The sequence below is a fragment of the Rhodoferax sp. RT5P35 genome, assembly GCF_056521385.1.
This window is the reverse complement of the sequence record NZ_JBWMAX010000001.1, coordinates 303,173-319,571: the sequence shown is the minus strand read 5'-3', so window position 1 is coordinate 319,571 and position 16,399 is coordinate 303,173. Positions and strand designations below refer to the sequence as shown.

Annotated in this window: 11 protein-coding genes and 1 tRNA gene; 6 read left to right on the top strand and 6 right to left on the bottom strand. The window is 63.1% G+C overall.

The window, feature by feature from the left end; all coding sequences use genetic code 11:
* Nucleotides 1-5 precede the first annotated feature (5 nt).
* The gene (locus AC097L_RS01440; protein ID WP_479584454.1) at nucleotides 6-2,624 is read left to right on the top strand and encodes a [protein-PII] uridylyltransferase; all 2,619 of its coding nucleotides are present in this window, start codon (nucleotides 6-8) and stop codon (nucleotides 2,622-2,624) included.
* Here the strand turns inward: AC097L_RS01440 and AC097L_RS01435 are convergent.
* Both AC097L_RS01435 and AC097L_RS01430 read right to left on the bottom strand, forming a co-directional pair.
* Entirely contained in the window at nucleotides 2,621-5,032 is a 2,412-nt protein-coding gene (locus AC097L_RS01435) for a DUF3772 domain-containing protein (RefSeq protein WP_479584328.1), read from the bottom strand. The genes AC097L_RS01440 and AC097L_RS01435 overlap by 4 nt on opposite strands.
* Before the next feature lie 139 nt (nucleotides 5,033-5,171).
* Nucleotides 5,172-5,248 (bottom strand) — tRNA-Pro (locus AC097L_RS01430).
* 112 nt (nucleotides 5,249-5,360) lie between these two features.
* On the opposite strand from AC097L_RS01430, the gene AC097L_RS01425 reads away from it, so the two are divergent.
* Nucleotides 5,361-5,993 carry a LysE family translocator gene (locus tag AC097L_RS01425; protein WP_479584327.1) on the top strand — a complete coding sequence of 211 codons (633 nt, stop codon included), beginning with the start codon at nucleotides 5,361-5,363 and terminating at the stop codon, nucleotides 5,991-5,993.
* Nucleotides 5,994-6,042: 49 nt separating this feature from the next.
* On the opposite strand, the gene AC097L_RS01420 is transcribed toward AC097L_RS01425, so the two are convergent.
* From AC097L_RS01420 to dinG, 3 genes are all read right to left on the bottom strand, one after another.
* Nucleotides 6,043-7,113 (bottom strand): S1C family serine protease, encoded by a 1,071-nt coding sequence (locus tag AC097L_RS01420; RefSeq protein WP_479584326.1) that lies wholly within the window; start codon nucleotides 7,111-7,113, stop codon nucleotides 6,043-6,045.
* Nucleotides 7,114-7,209: 96 nt separating this feature from the next.
* On the bottom strand, nucleotides 7,210-8,085 hold the full coding sequence (locus AC097L_RS01415; protein WP_479584325.1) for a methylglyoxal synthase: 876 nt from the start codon (nucleotides 8,083-8,085) through the stop codon (nucleotides 7,210-7,212).
* Nucleotides 8,086-8,113: 28 nt separating this feature from the next.
* Complete coding sequence (gene dinG, locus AC097L_RS01410; RefSeq protein WP_479584324.1) at nucleotides 8,114-10,279, bottom strand: ATP-dependent DNA helicase DinG; 2,166 nt, start codon at nucleotides 10,277-10,279, stop codon at nucleotides 8,114-8,116.
* Between the two features lie 482 nt (nucleotides 10,280-10,761).
* On the opposite strand from dinG, the gene AC097L_RS01405 reads away from it, so the two are divergent.
* Nucleotides 10,762-12,195 carry a hypothetical protein gene (locus tag AC097L_RS01405; RefSeq protein WP_479584323.1) on the top strand — a complete coding sequence of 478 codons (1,434 nt, stop codon included), beginning with the start codon at nucleotides 10,762-10,764 and terminating at the stop codon, nucleotides 12,193-12,195.
* 77 nt (nucleotides 12,196-12,272) lie between these two features.
* Here AC097L_RS01405 and AC097L_RS01400 read toward each other — a convergent pair whose 3' ends face one another.
* A complete protein-coding gene (locus AC097L_RS01400) occupies nucleotides 12,273-13,049 on the bottom strand; it encodes an IclR family transcriptional regulator domain-containing protein (RefSeq protein WP_479584322.1) in 777 nt (258 codons plus the stop codon).
* Between the two features lie 257 nt (nucleotides 13,050-13,306).
* Between AC097L_RS01400 and pobA the strand changes: the two genes are divergently transcribed.
* From pobA to AC097L_RS01385, 3 genes are all read left to right on the top strand, one after another.
* Nucleotides 13,307-14,494: a 4-hydroxybenzoate 3-monooxygenase gene (gene pobA / locus AC097L_RS01395; protein ID WP_479584321.1), complete on the top strand. Its 1,188-nt coding sequence runs from the start codon at nucleotides 13,307-13,309 to the stop codon at nucleotides 14,492-14,494.
* A gap of 75 nt (nucleotides 14,495-14,569) precedes the next feature.
* Entirely contained in the window at nucleotides 14,570-15,190 is a 621-nt protein-coding gene (locus AC097L_RS01390; protein ID WP_479584320.1) for a DUF1294 domain-containing protein, read from the top strand.
* Nucleotides 15,191-15,844: 654 nt separating this feature from the next.
* Complete coding sequence (locus AC097L_RS01385) at nucleotides 15,845-16,375, top strand: hypothetical protein (RefSeq protein WP_479584319.1); 531 nt, start codon at nucleotides 15,845-15,847, stop codon at nucleotides 16,373-16,375.
* Nucleotides 16,376-16,399: the final 24 nt, after the last annotated feature.

The window sequence follows — 16,399 nt, the reverse complement described above, 5'->3', positions numbered from 1 at the left end:
GCCTGATGACCGATGTCCCCGCACTGCGGGCCCACTACCTGCATGAGAAGTCGCTGCTGATCGAAGCGGTGCGCGACAGCGGTGCCAGCACCCGGGGTGTGCGCAGCACGCTGCAAAACCTCTCGACGCTGACCGACGACATCTTGCGCGGCCTGTGGGCGATTGCCGGTTTTACGCCCTCGTTTGCGCTGGTGGCGGTAGGCGGATTTGGCCGCGGCGAGCTGTTCCCCAGTTCCGACATTGACGTGTTGATACTGATGCCCGAAGGCGTGTCGCCCGAGGCCGACCCCGCGCTCAAGGCCCGCATTGAAAGCTTTATCGGCAGCTGCTGGGACACGCGGCTGGAAATCGGCTCCAGTGTGCGCACGGTTGCCGACTGCTTGGCCGAAGCCAGCAAAGATGTCACGGTACAAACCTCTTTGCTCGAATCGCGCCTGGTTACTGGCGACACCAAGCTGTTCAACCAGTTTCGCAAGCGCCTGTCGGACGCGCTAGACCCGCGCGCATTTTTCGTGGCCAAAACCCTGGAAATGCGCCAGCGGCACAACAAGTTTGAAAACACGCCGTTTTCGCTTGAGCCCAACTGTAAAGAGTCACCCGGTGGCCTGCGCGACCTGCAAACCATTTTGTGGGTGGCCAAGGCCGCCAAGCTGGGCAAGACCTGGGACGAGTTGGTGCGCAGTGGCATTGCCACCCCACACGAGGCCAAACAGCTCAAACGCAACGAAGGCCTGCTGTGCCTGATCCGTGCGCGCCTGCACCTGACAGCCGGCCGCCGCGAAGACCGGCTGGTCTTCGACCTGCAGACCGCCGTGGCCGAATCGTTTGGCTACACCACGGTGTCGGACGACGATACCGGCCTGCCGGTGCGCTCCAGCGAAGCGCTGATGCGCCGCTACTACTGGACCGCCAAGGCCGTGAGCCAGTTGAACCAGATCGTGCTGCTGAACATCGAGGAACGGCTCAACCCGTCCACCCACGCCTTGCGCCCCATCAACGAACGATTTTTTGAAAAAGCCGGGATGATCGAGGTAGCCAGTGACGACCTGTACACCCGCCATCCGCACGCCATTCTGGAAACCTTTTTGCTGTACGAGACGGCGGTGGGCATCCACGGCCTGTCGGCCCGCACGCTGCGGGCGCTGTACAACGCCCGTGGCCTGATGACCGCCAAGTTCCGCAGCGACCCGGTGAACCGGGCCACGTTTCTGGCGATTTTGCAAGCCCCTTCGGGGATTACCCACGCCCTGCGGCTGATGAACGACACCTCGGTGCTGGGCCGCTACCTGTGGGTGTTCCGGCGCATAGTCGGGCAGATGCAGCACGACCTGTTCCACGTCTACACGGTTGACCAGCACATCATGATGGTGCTGCGCAATGTGCGCCGCTTCTTCATGGCCGAGCATGCGCACGAATACCCGGCCTGCTCGCAGCTGGGCGCAGGCTGGGACAAACCCTGGATTTTGTACGTGGCGGCACTGTTCCACGACATTGCCAAAGGCCGGGGTGGCGACCATTCCGACCTGGGTGCCATTGAGGCACGGCGTTTTTGCACCCAACACAACATAGCCGCCGAAGACAGCCAGTTGATCGAATTTTTGGTCACCGAGCACCTGACCATGAGCCGCGTAGCCCAAAAGGCCGACCTGAGCGACCCCGACGTGATTGCCGCGTTTGCCAAGCGCATGGGCAACGAACGCTATTTAACCGCTCTGTACCTGCTGACGGTGGCCGACATCCGCGGCACCAGCCCCAAGGTCTGGAACGCCTGGAAAGGCAAGCTGCTGGAAGACCTGTTCCGCTACACCATCCGGGTGCTAGGGGGCCGCGCGCCCGACCCGGATGCCGAAATTGAAGCCCGCAAACGCGAGGCGTTGGTGATGCTGGCCCTGCACGCCCAGCCCTTCGAATCGCACAAGGTGCTGTGGGAGACGCTGGACGTGGGCTATTTCATGCGCCACGACGCGGCCGACATCGCCTGGCACACCCGCCAGCTGTCACGCCACATCGCCAAAACCCCGGCGGCGCTGGATGGGGCCGACAAAGCCATCGTCCGGGCCCGCCTGTCACCGGTGGGCGAAGGCCTGCAGGTGATGGTCTACACACCCGACCAGCCCGATCTGTTCGCCCGCATCTGCGGCTTTTTTGACCAGGCTGGGTTCAGCATCGTCGATGCCAAGGTGCACACCGCCCGCAACGGCTACGCGCTGGACACCTTCCAGGTGGTCACCGCCATGCTGCCCGAGCACTACCGCGAACTCACCAGCATGGTGGAGAACGACCTGGACATGACGCTGACCCGCCAGGGCCCGCTGCCCCCGCCCAGCAAGGGCGGCCGGGTGTCGCGCCGGGTCAAGAGCTTCCCCATCGCGCCGCGCGTGGAACTGCGACCCGATGAAAAAGCCCAGCGCTGGCTGCTGTTCATCTCGGCCAGCGACCGCGCCGGTTTGCTCTACCTGGTGGCCCGCGTGCTGGCCAAGCACAACCTCAGCGTGCAACTGGCCAAGGTGTCCACCCTGGGCGAGCGGGTGGAAGACAGCTTTTTGATCCAGGGCCCGGAGCTGCAATACAACCGTAACCAGATCGAGATCGAAACCGAGCTACTGCAGGCCCTAGCGGCCTAGGGATTGGCCGCAGAGATAGCGGAGATCGGCGTTTTCGGCTCTGCCACGGCTTCCACCATCGGCACCACTTCGCGCAGCACCATGGTGGACGGGTTGGACAGCGGCAGCTTGGCCTCGCCCAGGCGTTTGAGCACCTCGAACAGCACATCGCTGCGCACGCCGTACGACATGCGCGGCGAGCCGACGTAGGCGGTGGCATTAAACACCAGCTTGCCGCCGTCAATGCCGTCCAGCGCCACGCTGGGCGCGGGGTTGGCTTGCACCTCGGCGTGGTCCTGGAAGGCAGACAGCATCAAGGCCCGCACCTGCTCCACATCGGTGTCTAGCGGCATCGGCAGCTTGATCTGCACCAGGCCCAAAGGGCTGGCGTGGGTGATGTTGCGCACGGTTTTGGTGATGAACTCGGAGTTGGGCACGATCACGGTGGAGCGGTCACTCATCTGGATCTCGGTGGCGCGCACGTTGATGCGGCGGATATCCCCCTCTACCGTGCCTAGCACCACCCAGTCGCCCACCTTCACCGGCCGCTCGGCCAGCAGGATCAGACCAGATACAAAATTCTGCACCACCGCCTGCAGGCCAAAGCCGATACCCACCGACAAAGCGCTGGCCACCCATGCCACCCGCTCCAGCCCAATCCCCACGGCAGACAAGGCCAGTGCCACCACCAGCACCCCTCCCGCGTAACCAAACAGTGAGCTGGTGGACATTTGCATGCCCGCGTCCAGGTTGGTGGTGGGCAGCAACTGGTTTACCAGCCAACGCTTGAGCACACGCACCAATGACAGTCCCACCACCAGCACCACAATCGCCAGCAGCACCGCCGTGGGCTTGACCTGCACCTCGCCAATCGCCAGGCCATCGCTGAACTGGGTGGCGCGGTTCAGCAACTCAGGCGGGCCATCACCAAATGGCGACAGCACCGAAGTTAGCGCCACCAAGGCCACCAGGGCACGGCCCACACCCGACACCAGCACAGCGGCCTGGTCGCGCATGCGCCAGACACCGGCAGGCATGCTGTCCGGATTGTTGGTGGCCAGCCAGCCCATGCACACGTCATCGATCAGCACCAGCAGCAAATAGGTGGTGCTGGCGACAATTCCGGTCCATGCCAGTTGGCGCACCATGAAGCCGCCCAGCGCCACATAGCCCAGCAACAGCGCCACCACGCTTCCCACCAACACCAGCCACACCAAAGCCGCCAGCACGGCGAGCCACAAGGGGCGCGGCGGTACCCGGTCGGCATCCGGTCCCCGGTCCAGCAGACGGCGCAAACGCTCGCCCCGGCCCACGGCAATCACCATGCTGATGCCCAGCAGCAGGGCCAAAATGCAGTTCAAGGCCACGGTAGTCGCCAGGCTGGCGTTGACCAGCGCGCACAGGCGCTCCACCAGCCAGCCCGCCGTGGTGACGACCGCAAACACCAGCGGAAACCAGGCCAGGCCCGTGGCCACCGCGTCGGGCAAAGCCGACAAACGCCAGGTGTGCCTGTCGGCCGCCAGCAGCGCACGCCCCAGGCCCACCACATAGCCACCAAAGCAAGCCAATCCCAAGCTGCGCACCAGCAAGGCGTGCGGCAAAGCGGACAACTCGCCACGCCATTCCAGCCCGCTGCGCACAATCACCGCCACCAGGCCCCAGGCCAGCACCGACAACACAATGCGCACCACGGCAAACAGCGAACGCCGCAAACGGCCATGCGGTATGCGGGTGGTGGCGACATGCAGCAACAGGGCTTCGGCTTTGCGGCGCAACAGCACCAGCAGCACCAAAGCGGCAGCCATGCCGACCCACACCCCCACCGATGCCGTGCGCAGTGCCTGCAGCAGTTCCCCGACCAGGGCACCCAACCGGCCTGCATCGGCTGCGTAGTTGTCGCGCAATTCACTCCAGAACGCCGAAGCCAGAATCGAAGCCGTGCGGTGGCCCAGCTCGGTCTGGAACTGTGCACGGCGTTGCACCGATATCTGGTCGGCCAGTTGCCCGGCCTCTACCGCTACCAGGCCCGCCAGCTTGACCTGGGCATCCAGCGCATTGCTGCTTTTGTCGAGCTGGCTGCGCAGGGTGGCGATGTCGGGGGTTTCTTTTTTATCGGTAGGTGGTTTGCCCAGTTCGGCCAGGCGGGCCTGCACACTGGTGCGCTTGGGCTCCAGATCGTCGGCCATCTTTTGGGCCTGCGTCTGCGCCGCCAGGGCACTGCTGCGCCAAGCCAGTAAATCCGCCTCCGGGTCAGGGTTGGCCAGAGCCTTTTGCATGGTCTCGACCTGCTGGCGCAACTGGTCCAGCGTGACCTCCGGGTCTGGTGCCTGCGCCCACACCGGCAATGCCCACACCAGCACCACTGAAATAAATAAGCCAAATAGGCCTCTGGCGCATGTATTACCTACGCGTGCAGCTATCAATTGCATAGTGTTTCATTCCTTACTAACTTGCCTGGACCTGGGTGCAGAGCAGCCAAGCCCAGGCAAGTTTCTTCACGTTAGGGACGAAAAAAAGCCACCATGAGATACCTCTTGGTGGCTTCTTTGTGACTTTCGATTCATTCAATGGTCGGGGCGAAAGGATTCGAACCTTCGACCCTCTGGTCCCAAACCAGATGCGCTACCAGGCTGCGCTACGCCCCGACAAGCCTCGTATTCTACAACGAGTTTTCAGGGGTTCTGGCCACGGCGTTGATTAAATCGCAAATAGCCTGGATTACCATGTGGCTCCACTTCTTACTACGCCACACTGCCCATGACACTGTCTACCTACCTTCTGTATCTGGCCGCCGTATCCGTGCTGGTGCTGTCGCCCGGCCCCACCATGCTGATGTGCATCACCCGCGCCTTGCAGCACGGCTGGGCGCGCGGCATTGTGTCGGGCTTGGGCAGCGTGACGGCGGCGCTGGGCATCATGCTGCTGTCGGCCCTGGGCCTGGGCGCAGTACTCGCGGCATCCGAGACAGCGTTTACCGTGCTCAAGGTGGTGGGTGCGGCGTACCTGATCTACCTGGGCATCAAGACCTGGCGCAGCCCGGCAGTGGCCTTCAACCCCGCCAGCGGCGATGCTAGCGCCCTGCCGTCACTGCGTGCCTGCTATGGCCAGGGCCTAATGGTAGGAGCCAGCAACCCCAAGGCCTTGCTGTTTTTTGCCGCGTTCTTCCCGCAGTTTCTGGACCCGGCCGCCGCCTGGGGCCCGCAAATGGCGATTTTGGCCGCCACCTTCATGGCGATGGAAATGTCGGTGCTGACGCTGTGCTCATTGGGCACGGCACGCATCGCACCGTTTTTGGCGTCCAGCGCGCACGTGCGCTGGATCAACCGGGTCTGCGGCGGCCTGTTTGCAGCCATGGGCGGCATCCTACTGACAGTTCGCCGACACGCATAAACTACCAATTTGATAGCTACTTGCGTAGACTCTACCTGAGCCAGAGGCCTTAAATGCCTGTAGGTTTGCGCATAGTGCTCATGCGGTCCACGGCTTTGAGCACGATAGTCTTGATGTCGGCACCCTGCAGCACGGTGAGCTCGATATCCACCTCGGCCTGGGCGTGGTCCCAGAGTTTTTTGTAAAAGCCCTCTAGCGTGCTGACCTTGGCGCCGTCCACGGCCAGCACCACGTCACCGGGCTCCAGGCCCGCCTGCGCAGCCGGGCTTTCTTTGCCGACCCGCAGAATCTGCACCCGCCCGGCCTGCTCGCTGGAGGTCAAGCCCACCCAGGGCCGGTGGCTTTGCTGGCTGCTGCCGGTTTTTTGCAACTCGGCCAGGATGGGTTTGAGCAGATCCACCGGCACAAACATATTGCCCGCCAGGCGCGGGCTGCTGCCCAGAGCATCGCCCACCAGCAAGCTGCCAATACCCATCAACTCACCGCGCTGGTTGAACACCGCCGCGCCCGAATGGTTACCGACGGGTGGGCTGGTGAAGATGGCACTGTCGATGTGGTATTCCCAATAGCCAGAAAATGGCCGCTGGCTGACCACCTGGACCATGTTCACATCGGCATCCTCGCCGCCAAGTTGCGGGCCGGTGGAGGCCATCAGCGGTTCGCCGGTCCGCAACTCCTGCAGGCTGCCCAATTGCACCGGCTGGATACCACGCAGCGGCAGAATCGGCCGGATCAAACCAAAACCGGTCGCCAGGTCATAGGCTACAGCCTGTGCGGGCAAGGTTTTGTGGTCTTGGGTGACGATCTCGATGGTCTGCGCCTCCACCATCAGATAGCCGATGGTCAGGATCAGGCCGTCCGGGCCGATCACCACGCCCGAGCCGCTGCGCCGCTGGCCCAGGGTTTCGGCGGATAGCGCCCCCTCTTCCACGTTCACCCGCACACCCACCACGGCAGCGTTGGCTTTGGACAAGGCATCGATGGTGGCCTGGGGCGCAGCTGCGGGGGCCACTGCCGCCGAGGCGGTACAGGCAAAACCCCAGAGGGCCAATAGGGTCCATAAAGCCCATGAGCCCACGCCCATAGAACGCAAACTGCAACGAGATATTCCTGGATGCATGGTGAACTCCTGGGGCGCAACAGATGCCCGCCCATCAAGAATGCGCCTAATTCAAACCGTACACAAGAGCGGGGACATTCGCGAATATTCGCGCGTTCAGACCGCCACACGCCCCAAGGCTTCGGCCCAGCGCCAGGCCATCGCCGGGGAGTTCATGCAGGTGGTGCGCTCGCTGGCGCTGCAGACGGCGCGCTCCATCAGTTGGATGTCGGCCTCGTGCTGGCGGGCCACGTGCGGGTCTTCAAAAAAGATCACCTTGTGGCAGCTGCCGTCCAGCACGCGCTCGGCAATTTGCGCGTCGCCGCCCAGCGGACCGCTGCGGTAGGGTGTGACCCAGGGCGTGCCTGCCGGCCAGCCCCGGCTCCAGGCCATTTCATTGAGCAAGCCGCCGGTAGTGCCGGTGGCCACCCGCTCGGCAAAGCGCGAGAGCAAGTCAAACTGCGTGCCTGCAAACTCCACCATCTGGGTCTTCAGGGCATCGTGGGCGATCAGCGCAACCACCTGCTCGGGCATGGCCTGTAGCAGCGCAGCCCCGGAGGCCTGGGCGGCATCCAGCCCGGCGTGCAGGCTTTCCACCTTCAGCCACTCCAGCGCGGCCGCTTCGGTAGCCAAAAACGGTTTCCCATGGATCACGCACTGGCGCTTCAAGGCCTGCGCCTCGGGAAACAGCGAAGACGGATCGACCGGGTCGATCAAAAAAATCACCCCGTCCAGCGCCTGCCCCGGCTGCACGCCACCCACGATGTGCGACACCAGCCTTGTCAAGCCACCCGAATGCCCGTTCGGGTAGCGCACCAGCCCCGGAAAGTTGTCCAGCAAGCCGTAGCGTTCCACCGCGTCATAGGTGCCGCCGACGGCGTGCAAGCCTAGATTCAGGGCACGCACTGCCGGTTCGGCGGCCTGCAGCCAGCGCAGCAAGCTGCTGTCCGAGCCCTGGCGGTGCAGGCGGTGGGCGATGAGTCCAAAACGCATAGTGTCTCCTCCGGTATTTTTTTGTAATTTACGCCAACACGCGCCCTTGTGCGTCTTTGCGCAGCCGGGCAAACGGCGGCAGGCCTTGCAGCAGGCGCTGGCCGTAGCTGGTGTCGCTCAAACGGCGGTCGTAGCAGTAAACAAAGGATTTGTCCGTCTCGGTGCGGATGGCGCGGCCCGCCCACTGGGCCAGTTTGATGGCGGTGGCGGGCACGACCAGCTCGCTGAACGGGTCGCGGCCTACGCCACGCAGCCATTCAGCGCGGGACTCGCCCACCGGGTCGTCGGGCGAGGCAAAGGGCAGCTTGGCGATAAACACGGTTTCACACAGCTGGCCGGGCAGATCCAGGCCTTCGCCAAAGCTTTGCATGCCGAAGATGATGGACACCTCGCCCGCGCCCACCCGTTCGCGGTGCTGCTGCATCAGGCGGATGCGCGGCAGGTCGCCCTGCACCAGCACCTTGGGGCGCAGCGCATCGGGCAGGGCCAGCACCGCCTGGCGCATCTGGTCGCGCGAGGTGAAAAGGCACAGCGCGCCGTGCTGCACCTCGGCCAGGTCGCGTACCAGTGCCAGCACCATCTCAGCCACAAAAGCGCTGGCGTTGCGCGGGTCGGCCAAGGTTTGCACGGTGACAAACTGGCCCTGGGTGGCGTAATCGAAGGGGCTGACCACTTCCAGCGTGGTGGTGGCCTCGTCGTCCATCAACCCGGTCTCTTTCAAGAAGAAATCGAACTCGCCACAGCTGGTGAGCGTGGCCGATGTCACCACCGCAGCCCGCACGTTGGACCAGAGCTGGTGGCGCAGGGTGGAGCCCGGTAGGATGGGGCTGGCGCAGGCCTTGATCTGCACCCGGCCGTCGGTCTCGGCCAGGGTGAACCATTTGGCCACCGGGGCCCTGGGCGGCTCGGATTCCTGCAGCAACAGTTGCGCCGTGGCGTGAACCGACTCCAGCCGGGGCGACAGCATGCCCAGTTGCGCATACAGCACCGACAGACGGCGCGCCTCGTTGGGCGCGTCCTTCATCTCGGTGCGCAGGGCTTTGGCAATGTCGTTGAGCACGCCCAAAAAGCTCTCGGCCATCACGCTGACCATGCCCAGCGGCTCCACCAGCTCGGGCGGCAGCTCGCCCTTGGGCAGACGCACCCGGGCCGGGCCGAAGGCACTGGGCGGCTCGCGCAGGGCATCGGCGTACAGCGTGGCCACAGTTTTGGCGATGTCTTCCAGGGTTTGCTTGAGCTGCGAGGCGTAGCGGCCCACGTCGGCCACCTCGGACACGCCCATCAGGCTGCCGATGCGCTTGGCGCGGCTGGCCAGGGTGTCGATCCAGCCCAGGCGGCTCAGGTCCATAGCGGTGGAGAACTTGTCCAGCGCCACGGCGGGCAGGTGGTGGCCTTCGTCCAGGATCAGCAGGCAGTTGTCCAGCTCGGGCAGGGTGCGCGTGCCCAGGGTGGACAGCAGCAGGTCGTGGTTGGCCACGATCACCTGCGCGCCGACCAGCTCTTTGCGCTTCTCAAAATAGGTGCAACCGTTGAAGGCCGGGCAGTGCTTGCCGGTGCAGCTGCTGGCTTCGGCGGCAATGGGCTGCCAGATGTCGGCATCGGGCTGCTGGGCCAGGTTGTCGCGGTCGCCGTCCCAGGCGGCGGACGACAAATCGCGGGCCAGGCTGGCGTACTGCAGCATGCGGGCTTCTTCGTCGTGGCGCACAAAGCTGGCGGCGGCCAGCTCGTCGGCAAACATGTCGTCGTCGTCCGTCCCACCCTCCCCGGCCAGGCGCGACAGCTTGAGCTTGCACACATAGCGCCCGCGCCCCTTGGCCAGGCCGAAGCGAAACGGCTCGTCCATCAGCGCGGCCAGCGCGGGCAGGTCTTTGGTGACCAGCTGCTCCTGCAAAGCCACGGTGGCGGTGGAGATCAGCACCCGCGTCTTGCGCGCCAGGGCCACGGCGATGGCCGGGGCGCAGTAGGCCAGTGATTTGCCAACCCCCGTGCCCGCCTGGATCACGGCGATGGAACGCAGCGGCTTGTTTTCTTCGCCGTCTTCGTTCTCCATCTTGCCCAGCGTGGCTTCGCTGAAGGTCTGGGCCACCCGCTGCGCCATCAACCGCTGGCCGGGGCGGCTGCGGAAGTCGCCCGCAGCGCTGACGACTTTGTCGAACGCGGCAAGGGCGGACTGGGCGGTGTGTTCGGGGGACATGGGTGGCTAGGACGCAATAGACTGGATGGGCTTACAGTTTAACGGACAGCCGAGATTTATGAAAAATAAGGCTCTAGCGCATATGGAATCTACGCTACCAGCTATTTAAATAGTAGCAGGCAGAAAAAAACCCGCCGGGGCGGGTTTTTTTCAAGCGGGCTTAAGAATTACTTCTTGGCGGGCTTTTTGCTGTGTTTTTTCTTGGTCATGGTGTTCTTTCGCGGGTGGAAAAATAAAACGTCTGGCATTCAATTCAAATTTACCTGCAGACACCTCTAGAACGTGGCGCTGTCGTTGGGGTTGACAGCTTTTTAAAACTTAACAATCCCAGCTAGCGCCGTCCCCTTCTATTGGATATAGATTCTACGGGAGACGCGCGGCGCTCCTGCAAGCACGGCTGTCTTTACAAAGCCCTTACAAACCGGCTAGGCCCCCACCATCCCCGCTAGGCAGTGGGTGGGCATGTACCATCGCCCTCCTCTATGCACCACCCCCATCCTGCCTACCGCCACCGCGACTTCCTGCGCTTTCTGCTCTGCCGCCCATTTTTCTGGATGCTGCTGTGCCTGGTGGCCGAGGCCGGGCTGGCGGCCGGCACCACCTGGCTGATCATCGAGGCCGGGCGCGACATGGTGGACAAGGTGTTTCTGGTATCCGACTTTGCCTGGATCGTGGGCGTGCAGTCGGCCTCGTACATCGTGGGTGCCAGCAGCTGGATATTTGCCGAGCGCGCCGGATTTGGGGCCTTTGGCCGCTACATGCTGCGCTTTTCTCGCGACAACCAGGGCCAGGCCGCGCTGCTGGGCGACAAAGACCAGCGCGAGCTGGCCGAGCCGTTTCTGACCAACGAAGCTTTCCACATCTTCTTTGAGCTAGTCTATGAGCTGGAGGCCGATCTGAAGCTTCTGTTTGGCCTGATGTTCAACGCCGTCGTGCTGGGGGTGGCCATCGACGCCGGCCTGCCCCTGGTCTACGCCGCCGTGTTTGCCGTGCTGCTACTGTTGCAATGGCTGGTGCGCAAGCCGGTAGCCGCCGCCTACCTGGCCCACCAGCGCAGCACCAACCGCATGACGGCCCACACCTACAGCGCCTGGGAAAACATCTTCAGCGGCAACCGCTACAACTTCCGCCTCTGGCACAGCGGCTTCAAAACCAGGCTGCGCGACGCGCTGGCGGCGCAAATCCGGGCGATTCTGGCCCGCGAAGGGCTAGCCACCGTCAACGGCATCGTTTCATTAGTGGCCTTGTTTGCCTACCTGGCCTGGGTGGCGGGCGAGAACGTGGGCAACACCAGCCTGCTGGTGGCCCTGGCCGCCACGCTGCCGCGGCAAATCTCCTTGTCTGGCGACATGCACGGCCTGGCCTCCGGCTGGAACGACCTGGCCGCCGTGTGGACGCGCATAGGCGGTGCCTGCAACGCCATGCGGCCCGCGCCGGATGCAGGTTTTGTGCAGCGCATTGGCTTTGACCACCTGCGTCTGCAGTGGAGCAGCGGCGAGGCGCAGGCCTGCAGCAGCCTGGATGCCGCCCTGGCCGTGCTAGCAGCCCGCCCCAGTGGCTGGCTACAGGTGCGCGGCGGCAACGGATCGGGTAAATCCACCCTGCTGGCCGCGCTGAAAACCCAGCTCGGCCAACAGGCGTTTTACTGGCCGACGCACGACAAGCTGGCGTTTGCCTTTGCCGCCGGGCTGCCTACCGACGATGAGGACGAAGATGCCCCCGCCGCCAGCGGCTTCTCGTCCGGCGAACGCCAACTGCGCGCGCTGCAGGAAATCACCCAGAAAACCCAGGCCCGTGTCTACCTGCTGGATGAATGGGATGCCAACCTGGATGCCCGCAACCGGGCGGCGGCCGAAGCTTTGGTGCAGCAACTGGCCGCACGGGCCGTGGTGGTGGAGATTTCGCACCGCAACTGACTACGGCAGTTGCTATGTTTTCCATAGCCACTCGCGCAGGTATTGACTTGGCCAGGGCCTCTTTCTATATAAATTCATCACAGTAACGGACGCAGCTCCCGCGCCGCCTCCAGCAGCAGCGGCAGCAGATCCCGGCGCAGCACCTCCTGCTCCAGCCGCTGCGGCGTGGTCACCACGTTCAGAGCGGCCACGGTCTTGCCTTGCAGGTTGCGCAGGGGGATGGCCAGGGCGTGCACGCCCAGTTCGTGCTCTTCACTGGCGACGCAAAAGTCGTCGGCCCGCACTTGGGCGACGGCGGCGCGGAAGGCTTTGGGGTCGGTGGTGGTGTGGGCCGTCAGGCGCGGCAGGCTGCGGTTTTTCATCCAGGCGTTGAAAGCCAGCTTGGTCTCGTTGGCCAGCAGCACCCGGCCGGTAGAGGTGGCGTGGGCTGGCAAGCGCGCACCCAGGTGCAGACCGTAGGCCAGCACGCGCAGTGGGCCGCCGCTGCGGTCGTTGCCGCTGCGGGCCACGATGACCACCTCGTCGCCGTCGCGCACCACCGCCGAAAATGACTCCAGCGTCTGCGCCGCCAGCCGGTTCAGGGTGGGCTGCAGCACCCGCGGCAACTGGGCCGATGCCAGGTAGCTGCCCGAAAACCGCAACACCTTGGCCGCCAGCCAGAAGTAGCTGCCGTCGGTGTCCAGGTAACCCAGGTGCGCCAACGTCAGCAGATGGCGGCGGGCTGCGGCGCGGGTCAGCCCGGCGCGCTGGGCGGCCAGGGTGGCGTTGAGGCGCTGGCGTTCGGTGTCGAAGCTCTCCAGCACCGCCATGCCCTTGGCCATGCCTTCGATGAGATCCCCTTTTTGAATGGTCATGGCTCTGACTTTCTGCGCGGTGATCGCACAACTAGACCGATCATCGCACAAAGACGTGGTGCGCTGCTGGCAACGGGCTGCGTTGCCACCTAACATGAATGCCCTATATGAGCCTCTCGTGCAGACAGAACGCACGCCCACCAAAAGCACCGCAGAACTGGCTATGCCAGGCTGCTGGTGCTGCCCCCTGCAAGGGGGTTGGCGAAAGATGCGAAGCACTGCAGCCTGGGGGTGAGCCATTATTTCGGGAGACTCAAATGCGTACCCAGGTTGCCATCATCGGTGCAGGCCCGTCCGGCTTGCTGCTCGGCCAGTTGCTGCACAAAGCTGGCATTGCCAACGTCATCATCGAGCGGCAAAGCCCCGACTATGTGCTGGGCCGCATACGGGCGGGCATCCTGGAGCAGACTACGGTAGACATGCTGCATGAGGCCGGCATAGGGGAGCGGGTGCAGTCCGAAGGTATCGTCCACCACAGCATCGACCTGGTGTTCTCGGGCGTACGCCATGCCATCGACGTGCATGGCTTAACCGGTGGCAAGGTAGTCACGGCCTACGGCCAGACCGAGGTGACGCGCGACCTGATGGATGCGCGCAGCGCCGCAGGCCTGACCACGGTGTACCAGGCCGCCCAGGTGAGCGTGCACGATTTCGACAGCGCCACACCGCGCGTGCGTTACCAGAAGGACGGGCAAAACTTGGAGTTGGAATGCGACTTCATCGCCGGCTGCGATGGCTTCCACGGTGTCTGCCGTGCTAGCGTGCCCGAGAGCGCGGTGACCGAATACGAAAAGGTCTACCCGTTTGGCTGGCTGGGCGTGCTGGCCGATGTACCACCCGTGTCGCCCCACTCCATCGTCTACGGCAACAGCGCGCGCGGGTTTTCGCTGTGCTCGATGCGCAGCCTGACGCGCAGCCGCTACTACGTGCAGTGCCCGCTGGACGACAAGGTCGAAGCCTGGAGCGACCAGCGTTTTTGGGACGAACTGCGCAGCCGCCTCGACCCTGCCCTGGCCGAGCGCATCGTCACCGGCCCCACGCTGGAGAAAAGCATCGCCCCGCTGCGCAGCTTTGTGGCCGAACCGATGCGCTTTGGCCGCATGTTTTTAGCAGGCGACGCCGCCCACATCGTGCCGCCCACCGGGGCCAAGGGCCTGAACCTGGCGGCCAGCGATGTAAAGTACCTCTCCAACGCGCTGATCGAGTTTTATGCGGAAAAAAGCGCAGCAGGCATCGATAGCTATTCACAGCGCGCCCTGGCCCGCATCTGGAAGGCCGAGCGCTTCTCGTGGTGGCTGACCTCGCTGATGCACAAGTTTCCCGACACCGGCGCGTTCGGCCAGCGCATGCAAGAAGCCGAGCTGGAATACCTGGTGCACTCCCCCGCGGCCTCTACTGTGCTGGCCGAAAACTACGTGGGATTGCCGCTGCAAACTGTGCGGTAACAATGCGTAAAAAACGCTGATATCCCCGCGTACAGGGTCAGAATTCCCAGCCGGTACACGCTGGGGGTAAGTGCGATGAAAAAACGAGGAAGAATCCACCGCTGGAACACCACCCGCGGCGTAGGTCTCATCCGCAGCCCCAACACCGGCTACGACATTTTTTTTCACATTAAAGACTACCTTGGCGCCGCATCGCCGCGCGAAGGCGAAACCGTGTGGTTTGATGAAGTCAGTGTCAGCGACAAAAGCGCGCGCGCCATATCGGTCAGCACGGCCAGCGCCAATGCCGATGTGCACTCCCACCGGCCCCGCCGTACCATCGGCCGAAAGTCCAGCGCTCGCACCTTTGTTTTGCTGCTCATCCTGTGGAGCTTTTTGGGGGCGTGGGGGGTGTGGGACCACCGCCTGTCGCTGTGGATGGTGGCCGCCATACTGGTGGTGAACGTACTCACCGTCACTGCCTACGCCCGCCCCTCTCAGACCACCCGCACCGCCACCTGGCGCACCCCAGAGACCACCCTGCACCTACTTAGCCTGGTGGGTGGTTGGCCCGGCGCAGGCATGGCCCAGGCCGTTTTGCGTTACAAATCCCGCAACCCCCACTTCAAAACCAGCTACTGGACCAGCGTGGTGGCGCATTTCGCAGCGCTACTGGGCTGGTTGTTTTGGCTGCAACCCAAAATGCTATTGAATTAGTAGCCACTAGCGAAGGCGGAGTATGCGCTGGAGCCAGTTTTTACTTGAATATTTTGAAAAAGTTTGTGGCGGATCTATGCCGTGTTGGGCACCACAGTCGCCGCTGGCCGGGTGGTGGTGAGGGTGGTTCGCGCCCTAGGCGCGATGGGGCGCTGTGCGCCCCCGATCCCGCTCCAGGGGTCCCCCTCTAGATGCGCCGAGGAGCGCAGCTTCAGGTGGAAAAGGGCTGGCGTTGTCTGAGCGCAGCGAGTTTAGCCGGACCCCACCTGAAGTGAGCACCGCAGGTTTCCGCAGCGCAGCGGAGGACGCAGGTAGTGGGGGTGGCCTTTCTTTTGGTGACTTTTCTTTGGCCAAGCAAAGAAAAGTTACTGCCCTGCCGGGGGCACATCCCGGCCAGCGGCGCTGGAAGCATGACCAACTTCAAAAACGAGAGCAGTCGCAAGGCAAGCTGCAAGGGATTGCCGGGATATAGTGCAACATCCCTCTGCTGCTTTTTCTGGAGTTGTTATGGCCTTCAACCGCTTGTCAAAAACTGAGAAAACCCAATCGTGGCAGAGGATTTGACCGCATTTGGTTGCCAAAGTTAAGGCGACAAATGCGATGTTAGGGAGACACTTTGGTGTCTCTGCATATTGAGTTAGCCAGAATCTGAATATGACGCTCGACCAAGAAATCCAAGTCTGGAACGTTGTTGGCACTTGGCTTGCCGGGATCGCCACGTTTTTGGCTGTTTTGGTATCGCTGTACCTATCTCGAAAGGCCGAGGTAGTCAATATCAAGGCAACGGTGGGTGTCCGTCTTGTGTTTGAGGGAGACGGAACGCCAGCGGAGGAACACGTAGGGTTCGGAGTCGTAAATATCGGAGATCGCCCGGTCAACATAGTCTCGGTGGGGTGGTCTGTCGGCAAGCGCAAGAACAAACGATTCTGCATTCAACCCGTTGCTGGGCAATACACGCACCAATACCCAAAGCAACTCGCACACGGAGAGCAGGCATCGTTCCTCGTGTCCTTTAAAGCGGCTCCAAATTGGTCAAAAGAGTTCGCTTCCGGCTTCGTTCAAGACATAAGCGAATCGAATCTAAAAACTCTCCGGGCTCTCGTAAATACGTCAGTCGGAAAGGCCATCGAGGTTGTTCCAGAGAAGAATCTTCTGGAGAGGCTCCGTGCGACGAATGCGAGCTAACGTCTCTTTCCACGGGACTGCCTA

Coding starts and splice junctions, on each gene's coding strand:
- AC097L_RS01440 (WP_479584454.1), top strand. CDS start 6: ATGACCGATGTCCCCGCACTGCGGGCCCACTACCTGCATGAGAAGTCG.
- AC097L_RS01435 (WP_479584328.1), bottom strand. CDS start 5,032: ATGCAATTGATAGCTGCACGCGTAGGTAATACATGCGCCAGAGGCCTA.
- AC097L_RS01425 (WP_479584327.1), top strand. CDS start 5,361: ATGACACTGTCTACCTACCTTCTGTATCTGGCCGCCGTATCCGTGCTG.
- AC097L_RS01420 (WP_479584326.1), bottom strand. CDS start 7,113: ATGCATCCAGGAATATCTCGTTGCAGTTTGCGTTCTATGGGCGTGGGC.
- AC097L_RS01415 (WP_479584325.1), bottom strand. CDS start 8,085: ATGCGTTTTGGACTCATCGCCCACCGCCTGCACCGCCAGGGCTCGGAC.
- dinG (WP_479584324.1), bottom strand. CDS start 10,279: ATGTCCCCCGAACACACCGCCCAGTCCGCCCTTGCCGCGTTCGACAAA.
- AC097L_RS01405 (WP_479584323.1), top strand. CDS start 10,762: ATGCACCACCCCCATCCTGCCTACCGCCACCGCGACTTCCTGCGCTTT.
- AC097L_RS01400 (WP_479584322.1), bottom strand. CDS start 13,049: ATGACCATTCAAAAAGGGGATCTCATCGAAGGCATGGCCAAGGGCATG.
- pobA (WP_479584321.1), top strand. CDS start 13,307: ATGCGTACCCAGGTTGCCATCATCGGTGCAGGCCCGTCCGGCTTGCTG.
- AC097L_RS01390 (WP_479584320.1), top strand. CDS start 14,570: ATGAAAAAACGAGGAAGAATCCACCGCTGGAACACCACCCGCGGCGTA.
- AC097L_RS01385 (WP_479584319.1), top strand. CDS start 15,845: ATGACGCTCGACCAAGAAATCCAAGTCTGGAACGTTGTTGGCACTTGG.